General features: G+C 61.9%; 23 protein-coding genes and 1 tRNA gene. 17 read left to right on the forward strand and 7 right to left on the reverse strand.

The genetic code is table 11. The features are described 5' to 3' along the window. Nucleotide 1: 1 nt before the first annotated feature. On the reverse strand, nt 2-199 hold the full coding sequence (locus ABX298_RS00390; protein ID WP_025339680.1) for a hypothetical protein: 198 nt from the start codon (nt 197-199) through the stop codon (nt 2-4). A 260-nt stretch (nt 200-459) separates the two neighbouring features. Between ABX298_RS00390 and ABX298_RS00395 the strand changes: the two genes are divergently transcribed. The 3 genes from ABX298_RS00395 (at nt 460) to ABX298_RS00405 (ending at nt 2,974) form a co-directional block, all read left to right on the forward strand. Then, the gene (locus tag ABX298_RS00395; protein WP_075045623.1) at nt 460-1,134 is read left to right on the forward strand and encodes a polysaccharide lyase family 7 protein; all 675 of its coding nucleotides are present in this window, start codon (nt 460-462) and stop codon (nt 1,132-1,134) included. Between the two features lie 389 nt (nt 1,135-1,523). Continuing rightward, nucleotides 1,524-2,534 (forward strand): alcohol dehydrogenase AdhP, encoded by a 1,011-nt coding sequence (gene adhP, locus ABX298_RS00400; protein WP_075045624.1) that lies wholly within the window; start codon nt 1,524-1,526, stop codon nt 2,532-2,534. A gap of 203 nt (nt 2,535-2,737) precedes the next feature. After that, nucleotides 2,738-2,974 (forward strand): hypothetical protein, encoded by a 237-nt coding sequence (locus ABX298_RS00405; RefSeq protein WP_075045625.1) that lies wholly within the window; start codon nt 2,738-2,740, stop codon nt 2,972-2,974. Between the two features lie 318 nt (nt 2,975-3,292). Here ABX298_RS00405 and ABX298_RS00410 read toward each other — a convergent pair whose 3' ends face one another. Continuing rightward, nucleotides 3,293-4,507: an aldose 1-epimerase family protein gene (locus tag ABX298_RS00410; protein ID WP_075045626.1), complete on the reverse strand. Its 1,215-nt coding sequence runs from the start codon at nt 4,505-4,507 to the stop codon at nt 3,293-3,295. A gap of 217 nt (nt 4,508-4,724) precedes the next feature. Here ABX298_RS00410 and ABX298_RS00415 point away from each other — a divergent pair, with 217 nt between their 5' ends. From ABX298_RS00415 to ABX298_RS00430, 4 genes are all read left to right on the forward strand, one after another. Beyond that, nucleotides 4,725-5,618 carry a LysR substrate-binding domain-containing protein gene (locus ABX298_RS00415; RefSeq protein ID WP_367394493.1) on the forward strand — a complete coding sequence of 298 codons (894 nt, stop codon included), beginning with the start codon at nt 4,725-4,727 and terminating at the stop codon, nt 5,616-5,618. 98 nt (nt 5,619-5,716) lie between these two features. Beyond that, nucleotides 5,717-6,421 carry an SDR family oxidoreductase gene (locus ABX298_RS00420; protein ID WP_367393916.1) on the forward strand — a complete coding sequence of 235 codons (705 nt, stop codon included), beginning with the start codon at nt 5,717-5,719 and terminating at the stop codon, nt 6,419-6,421. Between the two features lie 56 nt (nt 6,422-6,477). Then, nucleotides 6,478-7,032 carry a pyridoxamine 5'-phosphate oxidase family protein gene (locus ABX298_RS00425; protein WP_367393917.1) on the forward strand — a complete coding sequence of 185 codons (555 nt, stop codon included), beginning with the start codon at nt 6,478-6,480 and terminating at the stop codon, nt 7,030-7,032. Between the two features lie 40 nt (nt 7,033-7,072). Further along, nucleotides 7,073-7,363 carry a DUF1330 domain-containing protein gene (locus ABX298_RS00430; RefSeq protein ID WP_286100133.1) on the forward strand — a complete coding sequence of 97 codons (291 nt, stop codon included), beginning with the start codon at nt 7,073-7,075 and terminating at the stop codon, nt 7,361-7,363. Between the two features lie 277 nt (nt 7,364-7,640). Here the strand turns inward: ABX298_RS00430 and ABX298_RS00435 are convergent. Together ABX298_RS00435 and sohB are read right to left on the reverse strand one after the other, a co-directional pair. Next, nucleotides 7,641-7,714 (reverse strand) — tRNA-Cys (locus ABX298_RS00435). A 154-nt stretch (nt 7,715-7,868) separates the two neighbouring features. Continuing rightward, nucleotides 7,869-8,888 carry a protease SohB gene (sohB, locus tag ABX298_RS00440; RefSeq protein ID WP_023662815.1) on the reverse strand — a complete coding sequence of 340 codons (1,020 nt, stop codon included), beginning with the start codon at nt 8,886-8,888 and terminating at the stop codon, nt 7,869-7,871. 197 nt (nt 8,889-9,085) lie between these two features. On the opposite strand from sohB, the gene ABX298_RS00445 reads away from it, so the two are divergent. From ABX298_RS00445 to ABX298_RS00460, 4 genes are all read left to right on the forward strand, one after another. Then, nucleotides 9,086-9,796, forward strand: coding sequence for a histidine phosphatase family protein (locus ABX298_RS00445; RefSeq protein ID WP_075045628.1), 711 nt, complete (start codon nt 9,086-9,088; stop codon nt 9,794-9,796). 56 nt (nt 9,797-9,852) lie between these two features. Further along, on the forward strand, nt 9,853-10,170 hold the full coding sequence (locus tag ABX298_RS00450) for an SCP2 sterol-binding domain-containing protein (RefSeq protein ID WP_003257405.1): 318 nt from the start codon (nt 9,853-9,855) through the stop codon (nt 10,168-10,170). Between the two features lie 294 nt (nt 10,171-10,464). Continuing rightward, nucleotides 10,465-11,532 (forward strand): phosphotransferase family protein, encoded by a 1,068-nt coding sequence (locus ABX298_RS00455; RefSeq protein ID WP_367393918.1) that lies wholly within the window; start codon nt 10,465-10,467, stop codon nt 11,530-11,532. 36 nt (nt 11,533-11,568) lie between these two features. After that, nucleotides 11,569-12,336, forward strand: a complete 768-nt coding sequence (locus ABX298_RS00460) for an SDR family oxidoreductase (protein ID WP_085615066.1) — start codon at nt 11,569-11,571, stop codon at nt 12,334-12,336. On the opposite strand, the gene ABX298_RS00465 is transcribed toward ABX298_RS00460, so the two are convergent. Further along, entirely contained in the window at nt 12,337-13,158 is an 822-nt protein-coding gene (locus ABX298_RS00465; protein ID WP_085706466.1) for a bifunctional 2-polyprenyl-6-hydroxyphenol methylase/3-demethylubiquinol 3-O-methyltransferase UbiG, read from the reverse strand. 186 nt (nt 13,159-13,344) lie between these two features. Further along, nucleotides 13,345-13,695: a hypothetical protein gene (locus ABX298_RS00470; protein ID WP_016498900.1), complete on the reverse strand. Its 351-nt coding sequence runs from the start codon at nt 13,693-13,695 to the stop codon at nt 13,345-13,347. A 114-nt stretch (nt 13,696-13,809) separates the two neighbouring features. Between ABX298_RS00470 and ABX298_RS00475 the strand changes: the two genes are divergently transcribed. The 5 genes from ABX298_RS00475 to ABX298_RS00495 all read left to right on the forward strand — a co-directional run bounded on the left by ABX298_RS00475 (nt 13,810) and on the right by ABX298_RS00495 (nt 18,500). Beyond that, entirely contained in the window at nt 13,810-14,100 is a 291-nt protein-coding gene (locus ABX298_RS00475; protein ID WP_367393919.1) for an RcnB family protein, read from the forward strand. A gap of 126 nt (nt 14,101-14,226) precedes the next feature. Continuing rightward, complete coding sequence (locus ABX298_RS00480) at nt 14,227-14,421, forward strand: hypothetical protein (protein ID WP_085590806.1); 195 nt, start codon at nt 14,227-14,229, stop codon at nt 14,419-14,421. 74 nt (nt 14,422-14,495) lie between these two features. Next, nucleotides 14,496-14,879: a glycine zipper domain-containing protein gene (locus tag ABX298_RS00485; RefSeq protein WP_025339704.1), complete on the forward strand. Its 384-nt coding sequence runs from the start codon at nt 14,496-14,498 to the stop codon at nt 14,877-14,879. 227 nt (nt 14,880-15,106) lie between these two features. Further along, entirely contained in the window at nt 15,107-16,936 is a 1,830-nt protein-coding gene (locus ABX298_RS00490; protein WP_367393920.1) for an SLC13 family permease, read from the forward strand. Between the two features lie 139 nt (nt 16,937-17,075). Then, nucleotides 17,076-18,500 (forward strand): GGDEF domain-containing protein, encoded by a 1,425-nt coding sequence (locus ABX298_RS00495; protein WP_075045633.1) that lies wholly within the window; start codon nt 17,076-17,078, stop codon nt 18,498-18,500. Nucleotide 18,501: 1 nt separating this feature from the next. Here ABX298_RS00495 and ABX298_RS00500 read toward each other — a convergent pair whose 3' ends face one another. After that, nucleotides 18,502-19,263, reverse strand: coding sequence for a TSUP family transporter (locus ABX298_RS00500; RefSeq protein WP_025339707.1), 762 nt, complete (start codon nt 19,261-19,263; stop codon nt 18,502-18,504). A 97-nt stretch (nt 19,264-19,360) separates the two neighbouring features. Between ABX298_RS00500 and ABX298_RS00505 the strand changes: the two genes are divergently transcribed. Continuing rightward, entirely contained in the window at nt 19,361-20,266 is a 906-nt protein-coding gene (locus ABX298_RS00505) for a LysR family transcriptional regulator (protein ID WP_084785220.1), read from the forward strand. Nucleotides 20,267-20,499: the final 233 nt, after the last annotated feature.

Raw genomic sequence — 20,499 nt, forward strand, 5'->3', positions numbered from 1 at the left:
GTCAGTCGTCTTCGCAGTCGTCGAACCAGGCTGGGTGATCGCGCTCCTCGTCATCGAGGTCATCCAGCGTTTCCTCGTCTTCCTCAACCTCGTCCTCGGCGCCCTGGGCATCCGCTTCAGGCTCGATATCGTCGTAGAGGAATTCGTGGTCAAGCAGGTGATCGTGCTCGGGTTCGTGCAGGTCGTCTTCGTCGTGCATGCTGGCTCCTGGGCTGGTGGCAGGCCTGTATAGGCTGATCGGCTGCACAGGTCAATGCGTTACCGCTTAATGCTCGGTTAACCGGCCGGGTCCACTCTGCAGGCTCTCCCTTCAAACGTTGCTTGCCCGCCTCCCATGGCGGGCTTTTTTATCCCCTGGGTTTTCCCTTCGTCCAGCCTTGGCAAATCACAGTGAACTGCGCCCATGCTGGCCAGGCTCGCAAATGATGCAGGACCTGTCGTTTTTCAAGGAGAAAGCCCATGGCTGTGTATATCGACAACCTCATCATCACCACTCCCGTGCCGAAGTCCGCGACCAACCCGGTGGCGCTGGAGTTGACCGGCGCCCAGGCGCTGGCGACCCTGCCCGAAGTCATCGCCCGCCTGAGCGACGGCTCGATCCGCATGACCGCCCCCACCAAAGGCGCCTCCAGCAAAAGCACCCACCGCACCCGCTGCGAGTGGAAGGAGCCCGCGTACTGGGCGCTGAACAGCGGCGCCCGACACCGCAATCACCAGACCATGACACTGCAGAAAGTGAACTTTGCGCAAAAAGTGGTGATTGCCCAGATGCACGTCAAAGACGACGACAACCCACCCATCAAGGTGTTCTGGAACAAGGGCAAGATCACCGTGGGCTTCCGGACCGACTTCAACCAGACGGCCACGAGCAGCAGCACGGTGCTGGCCGACGTACCGCTCGGCGCCCGTTTCGATGTGAACATCGACGTGACGAACAACGGCGCCTGCACGGTCAGTGCAAGCTGCAACGGCCGTATTGGCAGCACATCGCCCCTGCAACTGGGTGCGACCTGGGCGACGCGCACGCTCAAATTCCATGGCGGGGTATACAACCAGGTGGACTACACCGACGACACGCCTGCCGAGGATGGCTCGGTGTGCGTCATCAGCCAACTGGAACTGAGCCATGCATGACATGCTCATGACCTGACCTTCACGAAATACTGACATCCGGGTGGGCACACTGGCCCTGCTCCGTATGTTCTTGCAGCCCGCCGCATTATTGCCGCGGGCTTTTCTTTTTGTGCCGAGCCTTACGCAGAACCCTGCAGGAGCGGCCTTGTGTCGCGATGGGCTGCAAAGCAGCCCTAACAACTTATGCGCCACCACTTAAATCCCGGGGCCGCTCTGCGACCCTTTCGCGACACAAGGCCGCTCCTGCAAGTGCCCGCGCAGGGCAGGTACCTGCTGCGTACAAGCCTCCCACCCCAGACCATGACCTGAAGCAGTTTTGCCCCACCCAGCAAGGGCTATGCTAACCCCGGCGATAACCCAAGCTCATTCGGATAGACACGGAGGCTCCTATGAAAGCTGCTGTTGTTGCACCAGGCCGTCGCGTGGATGTGGTGGAGAAAACCCTGCGCCCCCTCGAGCACGGTGAAGCGCTGCTGAAGATGCAATGCTGCGGTGTGTGCCACACCGACCTGCATGTGAAAAATGGCGACTTCGGTGACAAGACCGGTGTGGTGCTAGGCCACGAAGGCATCGGCGTGGTCCAGGCAGTAGGGCCAGGCGTCACCTCGCTCAAACCGGGCGACCGCGCCAGCGTGGCCTGGTTCTACCAGGGCTGCGGGCATTGCGAGTATTGCAACAGCGGCAACGAAACCCTGTGCCGCGAAGTGAAGAACTCCGGCTACACCGTGGACGGCGGCATGGCCGAAGCCTGCATCGTCAAGGCCGACTACTCGGTAAAAGTGCCCGACGGGCTCGACTCCGCTGCCGCCAGCAGCATTACCTGCGCCGGCGTGACCACCTACAAGGCGGTGAAGATCTCCAACATCCGCCCTGGCCAATGGATCGCCATCTACGGCCTCGGCGGCTTGGGCAACCTTGCCCTGCAATATGCCAAGAACGTCTTCAACGCCAAAGTGATCGCCATCGACGTCAACGAAGAGCAACTGCGCTTCGCCAGCGAGATGGGCGCCGACCTGGTCATCAACTCACGCACCGAGGATGCCGCCAAGGTCATCCAGGCCAAGACCGGTGGCGCCCATGCCGCCGTGGTTACCGCCGTTGCCAAGGCTGCCTTCAACTCGGCCGTTGATGCCCTGCGCGCGGGTGGCCGCCTGGTTGCGGTCGGCCTGCCTTCGGAAGCAATGAACCTGAATATCCCTCGATTGGTGCTGGACGGTATCGAAGTGATCGGCTCGCTGGTCGGTACCCGCCAGGACCTGCAGGAAGCTTTCCAGTTTGCGGCGGAAGGGAAAGTGGTGCCGAAGGTGACCCTGCGGCCGATCGAGGATATCAACCAGATCTTCGAAGAAATGCTGGAGGGCAAGATCAAAGGGCGGATGGTGATTCAGTTCGAGGGGTGATGGCCCATGTGCGCTGGCTGTTGGTGCAGCGCACGCTACCCTGCTGCATTCGAGCGCGGGCGGTCAGAGATGGCTTCCGCCCCTTGTAAAGTGAACCAATGGGTGCGCCTAGTAAGCGCTATGCTTCATATACGTTTTTGTCCAAGTCGTGGTTTGTAGTTGCTTCGCAAGCAGAAAACTGGCTAGCACATCGGGGTGAACGTATGGGCATCCGCAGCTTGGCGAAAAACCTGCCACCCGATCCGGACAATGACGGCTGGGTGCTTGGATGGGGCGTACTGAGAGACCGGCATCCCTGGCATTTCGTCGATGTTTATGCCGACCAGAAGACTGCCAGGGCCGAGGCGGAGCGCCGCGGGGTTGGCTATGTTGTGGAGTTCGGCTCGCACCGCCTGGGATCGGATGAGTTCGTTTGCGGGATATCCCCGCCTGAAGGCTAGCGTTTGAATGGACGGAGCGGCGGGCGATGGATCCTGCGGCCGTAGGCGACAGACAGCTATCGACCCACGGCGGACACTGATCCAAAGCTCTGTAGTCAGTACCGGCCTCATCGCCGGCAAGCCGGCTCCCACAGGAGTATCACCAGCCTTCAGACATGCGCTGTACTTGTGGGAGCCGCGCTTGCCGGCGATGGGCCGCGAAGCGGCCCCGGTTACAGATGTCCGCTTTGGGTCGAAAGCAGCCTTTCAGCAAAGGCATGAAACCAACAACTTTGATAGTTCTGACTAGTCGACGAGGCCTACATGCCCTGGTCGGCGTTACCCCTTGGTCAGATCAACCAATGGCGTCTGTCGCACCTCGGTTTCGCGCCCACCCTGTATCTCGCCAACCTGCTTCAAGGCCTTGTCCACTGCCACCTTGTCCGCCAACAAGCTGTAGCTGATGTGGAACTGCCTGTTTTCCTTCGGTCCGATTGTCGGCACCAGGTTCAGTGGCCGCTGGTAACGGCGGTTGTAGGAAAAACTCGTCCCCGGCTCGAGCCCGGTCACATAACCCTGGCCTTGGGTATCGGTATTTTTCCACAGTGAAAATACAGGCAATGTCCGAGTATTGAAGCCGACCGAAACGCCCAGACTGCCAGCCTTGTCATGCAACACGGCCAACGTATTGCCCTGATCATCGGCATACGGCACCACGTTATAAACCGTTTCGTCATAGTCCTTGGTGGGCGCTCGGTAGGTTTGCCAATCGGCCAGATCCTCCCTTGCCTTGTCGTTGAACGGCGACACCTGTTTCACTGGCGCGGCGAACCGAGCACCCTGCTCCAGAAACGGGGTGCTGAAGTTACTGTGATACAGCGCCTGGTATTCCTTCGGATAATCGCCGTTGTTGGTCAGAGTGTCGTTGAGGACGAACATCACGCTGCCCGGTTCGGTGACCAATTCGGTCACGACGGAGAAGTCGACCTTCTTGAACGCCTGCTCTTTCAGTTCGCCACGCAGGCTGATCGCGTATGGTGGTTTCTCATCGATGTGCAGGGTGACTTTGTTCGCAGGTATGTTGGCGGCCCTACCGTGCAGGGTCAGCAGCTCGCCATTGTCGACGCCGGGGTGGCCGACCCATTCGTAACCGCAGCGGGCGACCAGTTCGTTGAAGCCCTCCAGCCAGCCCAGGCCATTGCGCCCATTGAGCTCGATGAAGGACGGGTTGACCACTTCCTTGACCGGCGAATCCCAGCCCATGCGCACATTGCCGACCGACGCCTGCAAGACGTTCATTCCGCGGGTCGGCACTACCGAAAGTTTCATCGTACCGTTATCGATGTCGACGATGCTGACACCCTCTTGCCTGCCTCCGTGCAAGGTACGCAAGGTAACGCTGAAGGGCTTGTCGGTTTTTATGCCAAGTTGCTGGCTGGTGATCTGCCAGTTCTGGGCGGCTTTATCGGTGTCGAGCAGAACGTAATCCCAGGCCATGGTGTGGGAGGCTGCGGACAGGGCGCCGAGAGCAACGAAGAATTTGAGGAGGGGCATGACAGGTTGCCTTTCTTGGAGTTGTTCCCCTTTATAGACACGAAGAAACGTTTCAGCAAGCTAGCCAAGCGATGCTTTCGATTGGCACAGGTTTCTTTAGCTAGTTGCAGGGAGTAGCCTCGGCACAGTGAATCTTTCGAGCCCGATCAGGTTATCAACCTTGTGAAAGCATCAGAGAGACAGAACAATTGCCGAACTCGATAGAATCTTGATTGCCATGCCAGACGGTTTCCCTGATTTGCCCTCGCTGAACGCGTTACGTGTTTTTGAAGTGGTGGCTCGCCGCTTGAACTTCCGTGTGGCTGCCGAGGAACTGGGCGTGACCCAGGCGGCAGTTGCCCAGCAGATACGCGGGTTGGAGGCGAGCCTGGATCTGCGTTTGTTTGAACGCCTGCCCCGTGGCTTGGCGTTGACTGATGCGGGCCTGGGCTACAGCGGAAGCATTCGCAGTGCACTGGCCATGATCGACGAGGCAACACGCCTGCTTCGGCCACAGACTTCTCACCTGACAGTCAGCGTTACACCTACCTTCGCCTCGAAATGGCTGATTCCCAGGCTCGGCAATTTTGCGCAGAGCCACCCAGACATCGATTTGCGTGTGCTGGCAACCGACCGGCTGTCGCACTTCAGCACCGATGGTGTGGATATCGCTGTCCGCTATGGCAAGCCCGAGTTCGGAGCAGGTTTGAATAGCGAGCTGCTGATGGAGCAGCGAATCATTGCGGTGGCCAGCCCAAGGCTGTTCGAAGGCAGCGAAATACCTGCCAGCTTTGCGCAGTTGCAGGACTTCGTCATGTTGCACGATGCCCATAATTTCTGGCCTCAGTTCCTTGCAGAGCTGTTCCCGCATCACCTGCAACCCACAGCCAGAAATCTGCGCTTCAATCAGACCTCATTGGCCATTGAAGCGGCAATCAGCGGCCAGGGCATTGCCTTGGCCAGCCCTGCGTTCGTCGGTGATGACATTGCCGCAGGCCGGCTGATGCAGGTTTTTACCCAGCAACTCAGGGTCGACAAGTCGTTTTATCTGGTCTGGCCACGCAAGATGAAACAGCCGGACTCATTGAGCGTCGTCCAACACTGGCTCAAGCAACAAGCTGTCGATAGTTAATCTATCGCAATAGTGAAGTTTACCTGTCTCCCTCGCCAATAGGACTGCTGCTAAGGTGAATGCACCTGAAAAATCAGCATTGAGGGATTGGAGGCAGCATGTCAGTAGAAAAAGTTGCGATTATCACGGCGGGTGGCAGCGGCATGGGCGCAGCGGCAGCACGACGCCTGGCCGCCGACGGCTTCAAGGTTGGGATTCTCTCCTCTTCGGGCAAGGGCGAGGCGTTGGCTGCCGAACTCGGCGGTATTGGTGTAACCGGTAGCAATCAGTCGGTTGAAGACCTGCAACGCCTGGTCGACGCTGTCGTGGAAAAGTGGGGCCGTATCGATGTACTGGTCAATAGCGCCGGCCATGGTCCGCGCGCGCCAATCCTGGAAATCAGCGACGAGGATTGGCACAAGGGCATGGATACTTACCTGCTCAATGTCATTCGCCCGACTCGCCTGGTGACGCCTTACATGCAGCGTCAGAAGAGCGGAGTGATCATCAACATCTCCACTGCCTGGGCGTTCGAACCCAGCGAGCTGTTCCCGACTTCTGCTGTATTCCGCTCGGGCCTTGCCGCGTTCACCAAGATCTTCGCCGACAATTTCGCCGGCGATAACGTGCGCATCAACAACGTCCTCCCTGGCTGGATCGACAGCTTGCCGAGCACCGAGCAACGCCGCGACAGCGTGCCGCTCAAGCGCTACGGCACCAGCGAAGAAATCGCTGCGACCATTGCGTTCCTTGCTAGCGAAGGCGCGGCCTACATCACCGGGCAGAACATCAGGATCGATGGCGGCGTAACACGCAGCATTTGATCGTCCGTGGCCGCAGCAATGCTGCGGCCCTCGTTTCATGGAACATGGTTTTTTTCATGCTGGACGATCTGTTTCAGACCATATGGGCGCAACTGGCGATCCCGGTCGGCCCCGTGCGCAACCCTTATCGGCTCATGCAACTGTCCACCCTGGACGAGCAAGGATGGCCCGTCTCCAGAACAGTTGTACTGCGGGATGCCGATGCCCGTGCAGGCGCGCTGTACTTTTACGCGGACAGGCGCTCGGCAAAATGCACGCAGATAGCCGATGACCCACGCGTTGCACTAACGGCACTGAGCCCCTGCGGCCTGACCCAGGTGCGCATGGAGGGGCTTGCCACCCTGATCGAGGATATCGGGCATCGCCGACGCTGCTGGTCGGCGGCGCGTGACAAGACACAGGCATTGTTCCGTCATGGCGCTGTGCCGGGACAGGTGATTGAAAGCCCTGAAGTCGCCTACGAATGCATCCAGGGCGGTTTCGAGCACTTCGCAATCATATGCATCGAGCCACGAGCACTGGAGTGGTTGGATCTCACACGACCCGTCCAGCAACGGGCTCGCTTCCTACGCCATGAAGGATTGTGGCAATCCTCCTGGCTGGCTCCCTGAGGCAGGCTTCTCGTACAGAACATGCAAACGGGAGTAATTGATGAAAGGTTACTGGATCATTCTGGGGACTGCTGTTACCGACACAGAGGCGCAGCAGGAATATGGCCGGTTGTGGGCGCCAATCGCCGAGCAGTATGGCGCCAGGCTCAAGGTTCTCGATTCGACAGCGCTGGTCGAGTCGCATACCAGCACACGGGCGCTGGCGGTCGAGTTCGACAGTTACGCCCAGGCCAAGGCGTGCTATGCCGATCCCGCCTATTCGGAAGCAAAGACGATGGCGTTACGCGCCTATCGTCGTGAGTTACTCATTGTTGAGGGGGATTTAGGCTGATCAAGGGTCGAACGCTGATACGGCCGCCATGGGGCGATAGCGACCCGCATCGTTCCCCTTTCCCAGCGCTAATGGAGGAGGCTCCAGCAGAACTGAAGGCTCATAACGCCCCCCAGACTTTCATTTGCGGGGTTTGGAATGGTGGAGGCCGCCAGGGACACTTGTGACATGCAATTTCTTCGGGTATCCCCGGATTGTCCCAAATGACGGGGGGCAGCAAAATCCGCAGGCATGAAAAAAGCCCCGCAACCTCAATGGCTGCGGGGCTTTCGAATGATGGAGGCCGAGGTCGGAATCGAACCGGCGTAGACGGATTTGCAATCCGGAGCATAACCACTTTGCTACTCGGCCTCAAAGGTCGGATCTAGCAGCTTGCGCTTCGCTATCTCCTTGAAACGCTGAACCTTTTTCAAAGTTTGCTGCGTTTCGATGGGCGCCATTATGTCTTCATTCCTTTAACCTTGCAACCCCCTGAACGAAAAAAAATTTCAACGGGTTCAAGGTGTTAGCGCAGGCGACCGAGTTTACTCCACAAGCCCACCACTGTGTTCTCCACGGTGCCACTGGCAGCCATGCCGATTCGCTCCTGCAGGCTCTTGCGTTCGGCGTAGTGCAGGTGGAACAGGTTGGCGTTGCGCGCGCGTTCGCTGAGGTACTCGTCGCTGGTCTGCAACTCGTCCACCAGCTTGCGGTTGAGTGCCGCGACGCCCAGCCAGACTTCGCCGGTGGCCACTTCGTCGATGTGCAGCTGCGGGCGATAGCGGGCAACGAAGTCCTTGAACAGCTGGTGGGTGATGTCCAGGTCTTCCTGGAACTTCTCCCGGCCCTTCTCGGTGTTCTCGCCGAACACGGTCAGGGTGCGCTTGTATTCACCGGCGGTCAGCACTTCGAAATCGATGTCGTGCTTCTTCAGCAGGCGGTTGACGTTGGGCAGCTGCGCCACCACGCCGATGGAACCCAGTACGGCGAACGGTGCGCTGACGATCTTCTCGCCGATGCAGGCCATCATGTAGCCGCCGCTGGCGGCCACCTTGTCGATGCACACGGTCAACGGGATGCCGGCCTGGCGAATGCGCGCCAGCTGCGATGCAGCCAGGCCGTAGCTGTGCACCAGGCCGCCACCGCTTTCCAGGCGCAGCACCACTTCGTCACGCGGGGTGGCGAGGGTCAGCAGCGCGGTGATTTCGTTGCGCAGGCTTTCGGTGGCAGAAGCTTTGATGTCGCCATCGAAGTCCAGCACGAAGACCCGGCCCTTTTCCTCGGCCTTGCCCTTCTTCTGCCGCTTTTCCGCCTTGGCCTGCTGCTTGCGCAAGGCCTTGAGCTGGGCCTTGTCGAGCAGGCCGGATTCCAGGCGCTCGCGCAGGTCCTTGTAGAACTCGTTCAGGCGAGTGACCTGCAATTGCCCACCCGATTTGCGCCGCCCCTTGCCGCGCAGCCCGGCTATGGCCGACAGCACTATCAGGATGGCGATGACCAGGGTGGCGGTTTTGGCGAGAAAGCTTGCGTATTCAGCAAGAAACTCCACGTTGACTCCTTAAAGACTTGCGCCACTACGGCGCGTAACTGTAGCAAGCATACCGTTGCGCCTGAGGTGCTGCCAGCCGTGGCAAACGCTGGCAACACCTTTCAAACAACCTTTTCAAACGCTTGTATGTTTTTTCGTTGACAGCCCGTGTGCCGCATCCTAACCTCGCAGCAACCTCCAACAGGCCGGAACCTTTCGTGGGCAACCTCTACCTGATCCGACATGGCCAAGCCTCCTTCGGCGCCGATGACTACGATGTCCTCTCGCCCGTGGGCGTGCGCCAGAGCCAGGCCCTGGGTGAGCACCTGGCCCAGCTCGGTGTAAGGCTGGACCGCTGCGTGGCAGGCGACCTGCGCCGCCAGCAGGATACCGCGCGCCTGGCCCTGGATGCATTGCACGCCAATGGCTGCCCGGTGCCGGCTGTTGAGACCGATGCAGCATTCAATGAGTTCGATGCCGATGGTGTGATCCGCGCCTTGTTGCCCGGGCTGCTGCCTCAGGAGCCTGACGCCCTGCACATCCTGCGCAATGGCGCGCAGCACCGCAGCGAGTTCCAGCGCCTGTTCGCACTGATGGTGCAGCGCTGGCACGATGGCGAACATGCCGACGATGGCCTGGAGACCTGGCAGGCGTTCACCGCCCGCGTGCAAGGCGGCCTGCAGCGCGTACTGGATGCCGCCGGTAGCGGCGACAATATCGCCATCTTCACCTCGGGCGGCACCATTGCCGCCCTGCTCCACCTGGTTACCCGTATCACCCCCGGCCAGGCGTTCGCGCTGAACTGGCAGATCATCAACACGTCGCTCAGCCAGCTGAAGTTCCGCGGCCGCGACGTGGCACTGGCTTCCTTCAACAGCCAGGCCCATGTGCAGCTGTTGAGGGCGCCGGAGCTTGTCACCTATCGATGAGCCCGGCTTGTTGTGTCCCTGCGGGGACGTGTAAATCACTCTATAAGGAATGCGCCATGACCTCCGTAGCTGATGCCGTCAAAAAGATGCAAGAGAAGTTCAACCCATCCGCTGCCGCCGGCCTGGACCTGGTGTTCGGCTTCAACATCACCGACGAAGACAAGCACTACGCGCTGATCGTCAAGGACGGCACCTGCGATCTGCAGGAAGGCGAAAACCCGGATGCCAACTGCACCCTGGTAATGGACAGCGAAACCCTGAAGGGTATCGTCAGCGGCGAAACCGACGGCATGCAGGCATTCATGGGCGGCAAGCTGCGCGTTGAAGGCGACATGATGCTGTCGATGAAGCTCAGCGAGCTTTTCCCGTCCTGAGGGCTGGAAATAGCGGATGATCGAAAAACCGAAGCCTGACCGGCTTCGGTTTTTTTTTGCCCGCCTGTTCGGGCCCTATCGCCGGCAAGCCAGCTCCCACAGGGTCAGCATCTGCCTGCAGAACGCCGCTGTACCTGTGGGAGCTGGCTTGCCGGCGATAGGGGCAGTCGCTTCATCAAGGCAGTTGATCAGGCAGCAACACCCTCACCTATATGGCATCTGGCACGCTTGTCCCATCCCCAGCGGACCATTAGATTAGCCAATAGTCCTTGCGATCGAGAATAAGGAAAACGCATGACGCTCACCGACCAGTCCACCCAGGTACGCCCCGGCGAAGAACTCGACGCGGCTGTCATCGACCCTTACCTCAAAGCCAACATCCCCGGCCTGGATGGCCTGCCGAGCATCAGCCAGTTCCCTGGCGGCGCCTCCAACCTTACCTACCTGGTCAGCTACCCGGGCCGCGACTTCGTGCTGCGCCGTCCACCGTTCGGGCAGAAGGCCAAGTCGGCCCACGACATGGGCCGCGAGTTTCGCATCCTCAACCAGCTCAACAGCGGCTTCCCCTACTGCCCCAAGGCCTATGTGCATTGCACCGACAGCAGCCTGATCGGCGGCGAGTTCTACGTGATGGAACGGGTCAAGGGCATCATCCTGCGCTCGGACATCCCGGCCGAGCTGGACCTTGACGCCCACCGCACCGAGGCCCTGTGCAAGAGCTTCATCGACCGCCTGGTGGAACTGCATCAGGTGGACTACAACGCCTGCGGCCTGGCCGACCTGGGCAAACCGGAAGGCTATGTGCAGCGCCAGATCGAGGGCTGGACCAGCCGCTATGAAAAGGCCCTGACGCCCGACGCCCCGCGCTGGGAACAGGTGACCGCCTGGCTGCACGAGAAAATGCCCGCCGACCACCCGCGACCCGGCATCGTGCACAACGACTACCGTTTCGACAACGTGATCCTCGATGCCGACAACCCCATGCGCATCATCGGTGTGCTGGACTGGGAAATGGCCACCCTAGGCGACCCGCTGATGGACCTGGGCAACAGCCTGGCCTACTGGATCGAGGCCGATGACCCGGCGCCGGTGCAACTGATGCGTCGCCAGCCGAGCAACGCACCGGGCATGCTCAGCCGCCGCCAGTTCGTCGATTACTACGCCGAGCGCGCTGGCATCCGCCTGGACAACTTCGATTACTACTATTGCTATGGCCTGTTCCGCCTGGCCGGCATCGTCCAGCAGATCTACTACCGCTATTACCACGGCCAGACCCAGGACAAGCGCTTCGCCCAGTTCATCCACATGAACCGCTTGCTGGAGCAGATGACCTTGCAGGTCATCGCCAAATCCAGCCTCTGAGCCCCGACCTCGACGACGGATAACAAGGAAAACAGCATGTCCAAGACCCACCTGTTCGACCTCGACGGCAAGATTGCCTTCGTTTCCGGCGCCAGCCGTGGCATCGGCGAGGCCATCGCCCACCTGCTGGCCCAGCAAGGTGCCCATGTGATCGTGTCCAGCCGCAAGCTCGACGGTTGCCAGCAGGTGGCTGACGCCATCATCGCCGCCGGCGGCAAGGCAACGGCAGTGGCCTGCCACATCGGTGAACTGGAGCAGATCCAGCAAGTGTTCGCCGGCATTCGCGAACAGTTCGGGCGGCTGGACATCCTGGTCAACAACGCCGCTACCAACCCGCAGTTCTGCAACGTGCTGGATACCGACCCAGGGGCTTTCCAGAAGACCGTGGACGTGAACATCCGTGGCTACTTCTTCATGTCGGTCGAGGCCGGCAAGCTGATGCGCGAGCATGGTGGTGGCAGCATCATCAACGTGGCTTCGATCAACGGGGTTTCGCCCGGCCTGTTCCAGGGCATCTATTCGGTGACCAAGGCGGCGGTCATCAACATGACCAAGGTCTTCGCCAAGGAATGCGCGCCGTTCGGGATCCGCTGCAACGCCCTGCTACCGGGCCTGACCGACACCAAGTTCGCCTCGGCACTGGTGAAGAACGACGCCATCCTCAATGCCGCGCTGCAGCAGATCCCGCTCAAGCGCGTGGCCGACCCCAAGGAAATGGCCGGCGCCGTGTTGTACCTGGCCAGCGATGCTTCCAGCTACACCACCGGTACCGCACTCAATGTCGACGGTGGTTACCTGTCCTGATCAGGCTTTTACTGCAACCAGGGTGTAGCTCAGGGGCAGGCGTGCGGGCTGCTCGCGCAGGCGATATTCACCGTCGTCGCCCTTGACCATCTGCCCCGGCAGCGCCTCCCAGGGGATGCTCTGGTGCTCGACCAAGGCGGTCAGCTGCAGACCGTGGGCCAGCAAGGCGCTGATCACCTCGCCCAGGCCGTGGTTCCACTCGTGGGTTTCGGTGTGGGAAAGGCGCTGCTCGGTTTCGACGTAGGTCTGGTCGTTGTGCCACACCGTCGGTTCTTCGTGCTCGAAATACGGGTATTCGAGTTGCAGGCGGTCCTGGTGGTCTTCGTTGACTGCCATCAGCATCGGGTGCCCGTCGCGCAGGAACAACCGCCCGCCCGGCTTCAGCAGGGCCGCGACTGTACGCGCCCACGGCTCGATGCGAGGCAGCCAGCAGAGCGCGCCGATGCCGGTGTAGACCAGGTCGAACGTGCCGGCCGGCAACACTTTGTCGGCGGCGTAGACGTCAGACTCGACATACGCGATGGGTGCCGCACAGCGCTGGGCCAGCGCCCGCGCCTCGGCCAGCGAAGCCGCGGAATAGTCCAGGCCACAGACCTTGGCGCCAAGGCGCGCCAGCGAGAGGGTATCGGTACCGATGTGGCACTGCAGGTGGACGGCGTTGAGCCCGTCGATATTGCCAAGCAACGGCAGGTCGAAGCGTACGGTTTCGGAAAGGTGTTCGGGATGCTGGACGAGCCGTTCGACTTCGTAGTCGTTGGAAGCAGCGTGCAGCGGGGCACGTTCATCCCAGCTGGCGCGGTTGAGTTGCAGTGAGCGGTCCATGGTGTCTTCCTTGATTCGTGGGGGCTCATGCTAGCCTCCACCAATCTCCCTGCGACAGGACTGCCTTGCTAAAAATTGTAAAGCTCGCGCGGCCCCTGTGGGAGCGGGTTCACCCGCGAATGCGGTGTTGAATATATCGACGCATTCGCGGGTGAACCCGCTCCCACAGGGGAATGTGTTTTGACGTTACAGGCAGGTCGCCGCCGCCGCCCGGCGCTGCAGGGCTACACCGTCGTTCTTCTGAGCGTAGTAATCCACCCGCGCCCCACCCGCCTGCGGGTACACATCCACGAACGCCTCGGCTTCACGGGTATACACCGTGAACCCACCCTGCTTGCGTGGCTCCAGATAACCACTGGCGTCGTCGCCGAACACCTTCTCCTCCTGCCAGCTGAACTGGATGCACTGGGCCACCAGTTCCGGCGCCTTGTGCGAGTCGAGCTGCGCGGTCGGCTTGCCGCCGCGGGCCGTTTCCATGGTCGCAGAAGCACAACCGACCAGCATCAGCGCCGCGGCCATCGGCAGAATCGCACGCATGTTCCATCCTCAGGGTAAAAAAGAAGGCGACTCTAGCACTGGCAAGCATCGCGAGTGAATTGTCACGCGCAGGTGGCTGTCGCAGATAAGGCATTCCGCCACAAGGAGAACGTCATGAAATTGTACTACCTGCTGTTCGCCGCCCTTCCCTGCCTGCCCCTCGCTGCCAGCGCAGCCCCCTCCGGCGAAGAAAGCATCACCGCGCCAGAAACCCACAACCGCGAGCTCAAGGTCGGCGACAAGGCACCCGACCAGTACAAACGCGATGACCAGGCAATCAAGGACTGGAAAACCAAGGGCCTGCCAGCGCCGGAAAAGGAAAGCCACTGGGTAAACATGGGGGGGCGCTACGTGCTGGTGCAGATCACCAACGGTGTGGTGCTGGCAATTCAGCCAACCCACTGATTCCACACTTTCCCCGCCGCTCATCGCTGGCACGACAAATTTTTGCCTGCCAGCGAAACCAAATGGATCCTTTCCAGTCTCAGAGGGTGTGCCGTAAACCTTTGCGGATCAAGGACCTATATCGTGATGACCCGTCTTGCAAGCCTTTCGCTGATTGCCGTTGTCCTGCTGACCGCAGGGTGCCATAGCCATCGCTACCATGACGACGACGATGGCTGGCGTGACCGTGATCGCGATCGTGGCCATCGCCACCACCATCGGCATGACCGCGACGACGACGATGACAATCGTCAATACCGTGGTGACCGCTACTACCGCTGAAGCGTCTTTTTCAACCCTGGCCCGCCGCCCGTTGCGCGGCACCTTAACCTGATGATTCCTTTGAGGTTCGTATCATGCGTCTGACTCTGCCTTCCCTTGCCCTCGGCCTGCTGCTGTGCCAGGGCGCTTTCGCCGGTGACGGTACCGCCGCCATTGGCGGTGGCCTGGGTGGTGTTCTGGGTAACGTGGTCGGTCAACAGATCGGCGGCAAAACGGGGGCGGCCATCGGCGCCGGCCTCGGCGGCGCAGCCGGCAGTGCGGTAGGTGCACGCAAGGGCAACCGTACCGAAGCCGCCATCGGCGGTGGCCTGGGCTCGGCCGGCGGTTCGCTGCTGGGCGGCGCGGTAGGCGGCAAGACCGGCTCCACCGTGGGCGCTGGTCTGGGTGGCGCAGCCGGTGGTGCCATCGGCAACCACCTGGGCGACAACAACGGCAAGCACCGCCGTCACCGTCACTGATCCGGTGACCTGAGGGGCTGCTGCGCAGCCCATCGCCGGCAAGCCAGCTCCCACCTCGACCGCATTGACCTCAAGCCATGCGCAGTCATTGTGGGAGCCTGGCTTGCCAGCGATGGGTCGCCTAACGGCCCTTTTTGTTGCAGCACATCAACACCCCCTTCACCACGATCCTGCACACTGGCTGCTACTGTCTATCGTGCCCCCGTGTGAAGGAACACCCCCTCCCCATGAACCAAGAGCTGCTCTGGGTCCTCGGCCTGCTGGCCATCGTCATCACCCTGTTCGTCATCAACCGCCCACGCATGGACGTGGTCGCGCTGCTGGTGATCCTCGCCCTGCCGCTATCGGGCATCCTCACCGTGGAGCAGGCGCTGGCCGGCTTCAGTGACCCCAACGTGGTGTTGATCGCCGCCCTGTTCGTGATCGGTGAAGGCCTGGTGCGCACCGGCATTGCCTACCGTATCGGCGAATGGATGAGCGAGCGGGCCGGCAACAGCGAGGCGCGCCTGCTGGTGTTGCTGATGGTGGCCGTGGCGGGGCTGGGTTCGATGATGAGCTCCACCGGCGTGGTGGCCATTTTCATTCCGGTGGTGCTGAGCATCGCCGCACGCCTGCAGCTTTCACCCGCCCGCCTGATGATGCCGCTGGCTTTCGCCGGCCTGATCAGCGGCATGCTCAGCCTGGTAGCCACACCGCCCAACGTGGTGGTGCACAGCGAACTGGTGCGCCATGGCGAAGCGGGCTTCAGCTTCTTCAGCTTCACCCCGTTCGGCCTGGTGGTACTTGTGCTGGGCATCGGCTACATGCTGCTGACCCGGCACTGGCTGAATGGCGAAGTGCGCAAGGACGGCCGCGTGGAAAGCCGCCGCACCCTGCTGGACCTGGTGCTGGACTACAAGCTCAACGGCCGCGAACGGCGCCTGCGCATCCGCCCCCACTCGCCGCTGATCGGTCATACCCTGGGCGAGCTGGAGCTGCGCACCCGGCATGGCGCCAACGTGATCGGTATCGAGCGCCAGCACAAGTTCACCACGCGGGTGATCGCCGCCGACTCCAGCACCGTGCTGCACCAGGGCGATGTGCTGCTGCTCGACCTGTTCGCCAACCGCGACGACCTGCGCAGCCTGTGCCAGACCATGCAACTGGAGCCACTGCACTTCAAGGCCGCCTACTTCATCGACCAGTCCCAGGAGCTGGGCATGGCCGAGGTATTGCTGCCACCGGGCTCGAAACTGCTCGGCAAGAGCATCCTCGAACTGGCCTTCCGCACTCGCTTCGACCTCAACGTGGTGGGCTTGCGCCGCGAGCAGGTGGCGATCGAAGAACAGCTGGTGGAAGAAAAGCTGCGCCTGGGCGACACCTTGCTGGTAGTCGGCCCGTGGAAAGCCGTGCGCCAGTTGCAAGGCAAGCCCAAGGACTTCCTGGTACTGAGCCTGCCCGCGGAAATCGACCTGGTCGCGCCCGCCCGCACCCGCGCACCACAGGCGCTGCTGAGCCTGGCGGTGATGGTCGGGCTGATGGTCAGCGGCGTAGTACCCAATGTGATTGCCGCGCTGATCGGCTGCCTGCTGATGGGCGCAGGCCGCTGCATCGACATGAACAGCGCCTACCGGGCCATCCACTGGCAAAGCCTGGTGCTGATCGTCGGCATGCTGCCCTTTGCCCAGGCACTGCAGAAAACCGGCGGCATCGACCTGGCAGTGGGCGGCCTGGTCAGCGTGCTGGGCGGTGCCGGCCCCAGCGCCATCCTCGCCTGCCTGTTCGCGGTCACGGCGGTGATCGGCCTGTTCATCTCCAACACGGCCACTGCAGTACTGATGGCCCCCGTGGCCGTCAGCACCGCCACGCAGCTGGGCATGTCGCCCTACCCGTTTGCCATGACCGTGGCGCTGGCCGCCTCGGCGGCGTTCATGACGCCGGTGTCATCGCCGGTCAACACGCTGGTACTGGGCCCGGGACAATACCGCTTCGCCGACTTTGTCAAAGTCGGCGTGCCGTTCACCGTACTGGTGATGCTGGTGACCGTGTTGATGGTGCCGTGGTTCTTCGGGCTGTGAGGTGACACATCTCGAATGAAGGCAATTTGGCATTATCTCGACCGATCGCGGCAGATTGACATCAAGTCCTCTGACGAAACACACTTATGCGCAATTGCCCCAGGTGCTTCAAGCCGTTGTCCTGGATTTCGTTTCCGCTTTGCCGGTCGAGCCCATGGTTTTTCCAGCCCAATCGCGCTTGTTGCACTACGTCGTTCTACTCGGCCTGACCTTCGCCCTGACGCTGGGCGGCATCCTGGCCCGCCCGATCGAATCCCTGTCGCTGTTCTGGCCGGTCAATGCGGTATTGGCCGGCGTGCTGCTGCGCTACCCCCGCCAGGCCACGCTGACGGGCTTTGCCCTGGTCTGGCTGGCCATGGTCGGCGCCGACCTGCTGTGTGGCAGCGCCTGGGTACCGGCCCTGTGGTTCAACCTGTGCAACCTGGGCGTGGTGGTCACCCTCTGGCTGCTGCTCTCGCGCTTGCCGCGCCTGCACCGGCGCATGCGTACCCCCCACGGCGTGCTCAGCGTGTTCGGCGCCTGTGCCGCCGGGGCGATTGTGGCGGCCAGCATGGCGGCGGCAATGGCCGCGCCGTGGTTCGAACAGTCCTTGCGCGCCACTTGGCTGGCCTGGTTCAGTGAACAGTTCTCGACCAGCGTGCTGGTGCTGCCAGTGCTGCTGACGGCGCCCTCGGCGCGATCCCTGGTGCGCGGTGGCGCCCAGGCCATCCGCCTGGCGCCGTTGTTGATGCTGCTGGCCTCGCTGGCGTCCAGCATTGCCTTCGGCGGCCCCGGGGCCATTGCCTTCCCGATTGCCGCGCTGCTGTGGTGCGCCTGGACTTATTCACCGTTCCTGGTCTCACTGCTGACACTCACCGCCGGCAGCACGCTGATCGTGGCGGTGGCGCAAAACCTCATGCATTTCAGCGTGCCGCAAAGCGAGCCCGGGGTAACCACGCTGATGTCGGCGCGCCTGGGCATCGCCATGCTGGTGCTCGGGCCGCTGGTGGTGGCCTGCGTCAGCCAGGCCAACCGCAGCCTGATGGCCCGCCTGGCGCATCAGGCCACCATCGACCACCTCACCGGCGCACTCACCCGCAGCGCCTTCACCCGCCGCGCCAACGCGCTGCTGGAAAGCCGCCAGCAACACGCCCAGGCGCTGCCGCTGACCCTGATGATGCTGGATATCGACCACTTCAAGTCGATCAATGATGCCCACGGTCATGCGGTCGGTGACCAGGTACTGCGCCAGTTCGCCGGCACCCTGCAGGACCAGTTGCACGATGGCGAACTGTTCGCCCGCCTGGGCGGCGAGGAATTTGTCGTGGTCCTCCCGGGCCTGGCACCAGACCGGGCCAAGTTCACTGCCGAACGCCTGCGCCGCGCCGTGCAGGACCTGCATGTGGTGCAGGCCGACCAACACCTGCAGATTACCGTGAGTATCGGCCTGGCCGGTTGTGCCGCCGACATGCCGGCCCCCACCCTCGACGAACTGCTGGCGCGCGCCGACCAGGCGCTGTACCGAGCCAAGGCCCATGGCCGCAACCGCGTCGAGCAGGCCGAGCCGCAACGCCAGGTGATGTGAACTAGCCGGCCAGCAAGTCCCACGTCAACTTGGCGATCAGCACGCACAACAGCACCAGGAACAGCCCGCGTACAAAGCCCGCGCCCTTGCGCACCGCCAGCCAGGTACCGGTCAGCGCACCGAGGATATTGCACGCCGCCATGGGCAAGGCAATGGCGTACAGCACGTTACCCGATGGCACGAAGAACACCAGTGCCGCCAGGTTGGTGGCGATGTTCACCACCTTTGCCGACGCCGAGGCGTGCAGGAAATCCAAAGCGAAGAAGCGGATGAACAGGAAGATCAGGAAGCTGCCGGTGCCCGGCCCGAACAGGCCATCGTAAAAGCCGATCGCACCACCGATCAGCACCGCCAGGCACTGCTCCTTGCGGCCGATCCTTGTGGGTTTGTGCAGCGTGCCGAAGTCCTTCTTGCAGAAGGTGTAGATGGCCATCAGCACGATCAGCACCAGCACCGCCGGGCGCATCACGCTGGGCGGCACCAGCGACACCGTGGCGGCACCGGCGAACGACATGACGAAGGCACTGAGCGCGGCCGGCACGATCAACCCCCAGTCCAGCGTCACCCTGCGGATGAACGAACGCGCAGCGAAGGCCGTGCCACACACCGACGCCAGCTTGTTGCTACCGAGCAATGCCGCCGGTTGCGCGGTGGGCAGCACGTTGAACAAGGCCGGGATCTGGATCAGCCCACCGCCACCCACGGCGGCGTCGATCAGCCCTGCGGCGAAGGCGAACACGGAAAGCACAGCGATATCCATCATGACGCGGTTCCAGGCAGTGAAGACGCTGCAAGGCTAATCAAAGTGCCGCGCTTGTGTTGAAATGCCATATTGCAAAAACTGCAACGAGGAGCAGGCAATGGCATTGGACATGCTGCGGGAAATCCAGGCGTTCGTCAGCGTGGCGCACAAGCGCAGCTTCGTCGCCGCCGCACGCGCCCTGGGGCGCTCACCCAGCGCGGTCACCCGCGCGGTACAAACCCTGGAAGACAACGCCGGGAGCAAACTGCTCAACCGCAACGCCAATGCCGTGACCCTGACCGAAGCCGGGGAGCGCCTGCTGCCACACGCCGAACGCTTGCTGGATGTGCAACGTGATGCCGCCGACGAACTGGCCGCGCTCAGCGGCAGTGCACAAGGCTGGATCCGCTTCGCCGTGCCGCAGGTACTGGGTGAACATGTACTGCCCCAGGTGCTGGCCGAGTTTTCCCGCTGCCACCCCCAGGTAACCCTGGACGTGCAGTACAGCGACGGGGCCCTGGACCCGCTGCAAGGCAAGTTCGACTTCGTGGTGCGCGGTGCCTTTCCGCAGTCGAGCGAGCTGATCGGCTACCCGCTGTGGGATTACCAGCGCCACCTGTATGCAAGCCCTGAATACCTGGCCCTGGCCGGCACGCCACAACAACCCGAGGACCTCGAAGGCCACGCGCTGATCCTGCACACTGCCCCGCGCATCCTCAAGGCCTGGCACTTCTGCCGCGACGGCCAGATCACCAGCCTGCGCCCCAGGCCCAGGCTGCGCCTGGACTCAGGTGACGCGGTGTACCACAGCACCCTGGCCGGTGCCGGTATCGCCCGCCTGGCCGCCTGGGTCGGCGAAGCGCAGGTCAAGGCCGGGCGGCTGGTGCGGGTATGCCCGCAGTACCGCCTGACCTCCAGCAACGGCCACGACCCGCAGATGCATGCCGTGTACCCCGCCGGCGAGCTGCCGGCGCGGGTACGCGACCTGCTGGCTGCCCTGCGCCGCGCCGGCCTGGCCTACTGAAACAACGCCCTGAAATGGCTGTTCAAATTCTGCTCAATTTAACAGAGCCCGCCGCGGGCCTGGCTTGCAGCACTTTATCCACAGACCTACCCACGTTTTTTGTGGACAGTTTTCCCAGTGCAAAGAACGACTTATCGTACAAATCGGTAGGGTGAATCGGCCAACAATGAAGAGGAATGGGCCCGCCCGAAGGAAAGGCAGGCCGCGAGGGATATAGGTGGTTAACGTCAGCT

Source organism: Pseudomonas sp. X4, from assembly GCF_040784925.1.
Classification (GTDB): Bacteria; Pseudomonadota; Gammaproteobacteria; order Pseudomonadales; family Pseudomonadaceae; genus Aquipseudomonas; species Aquipseudomonas putida_Z.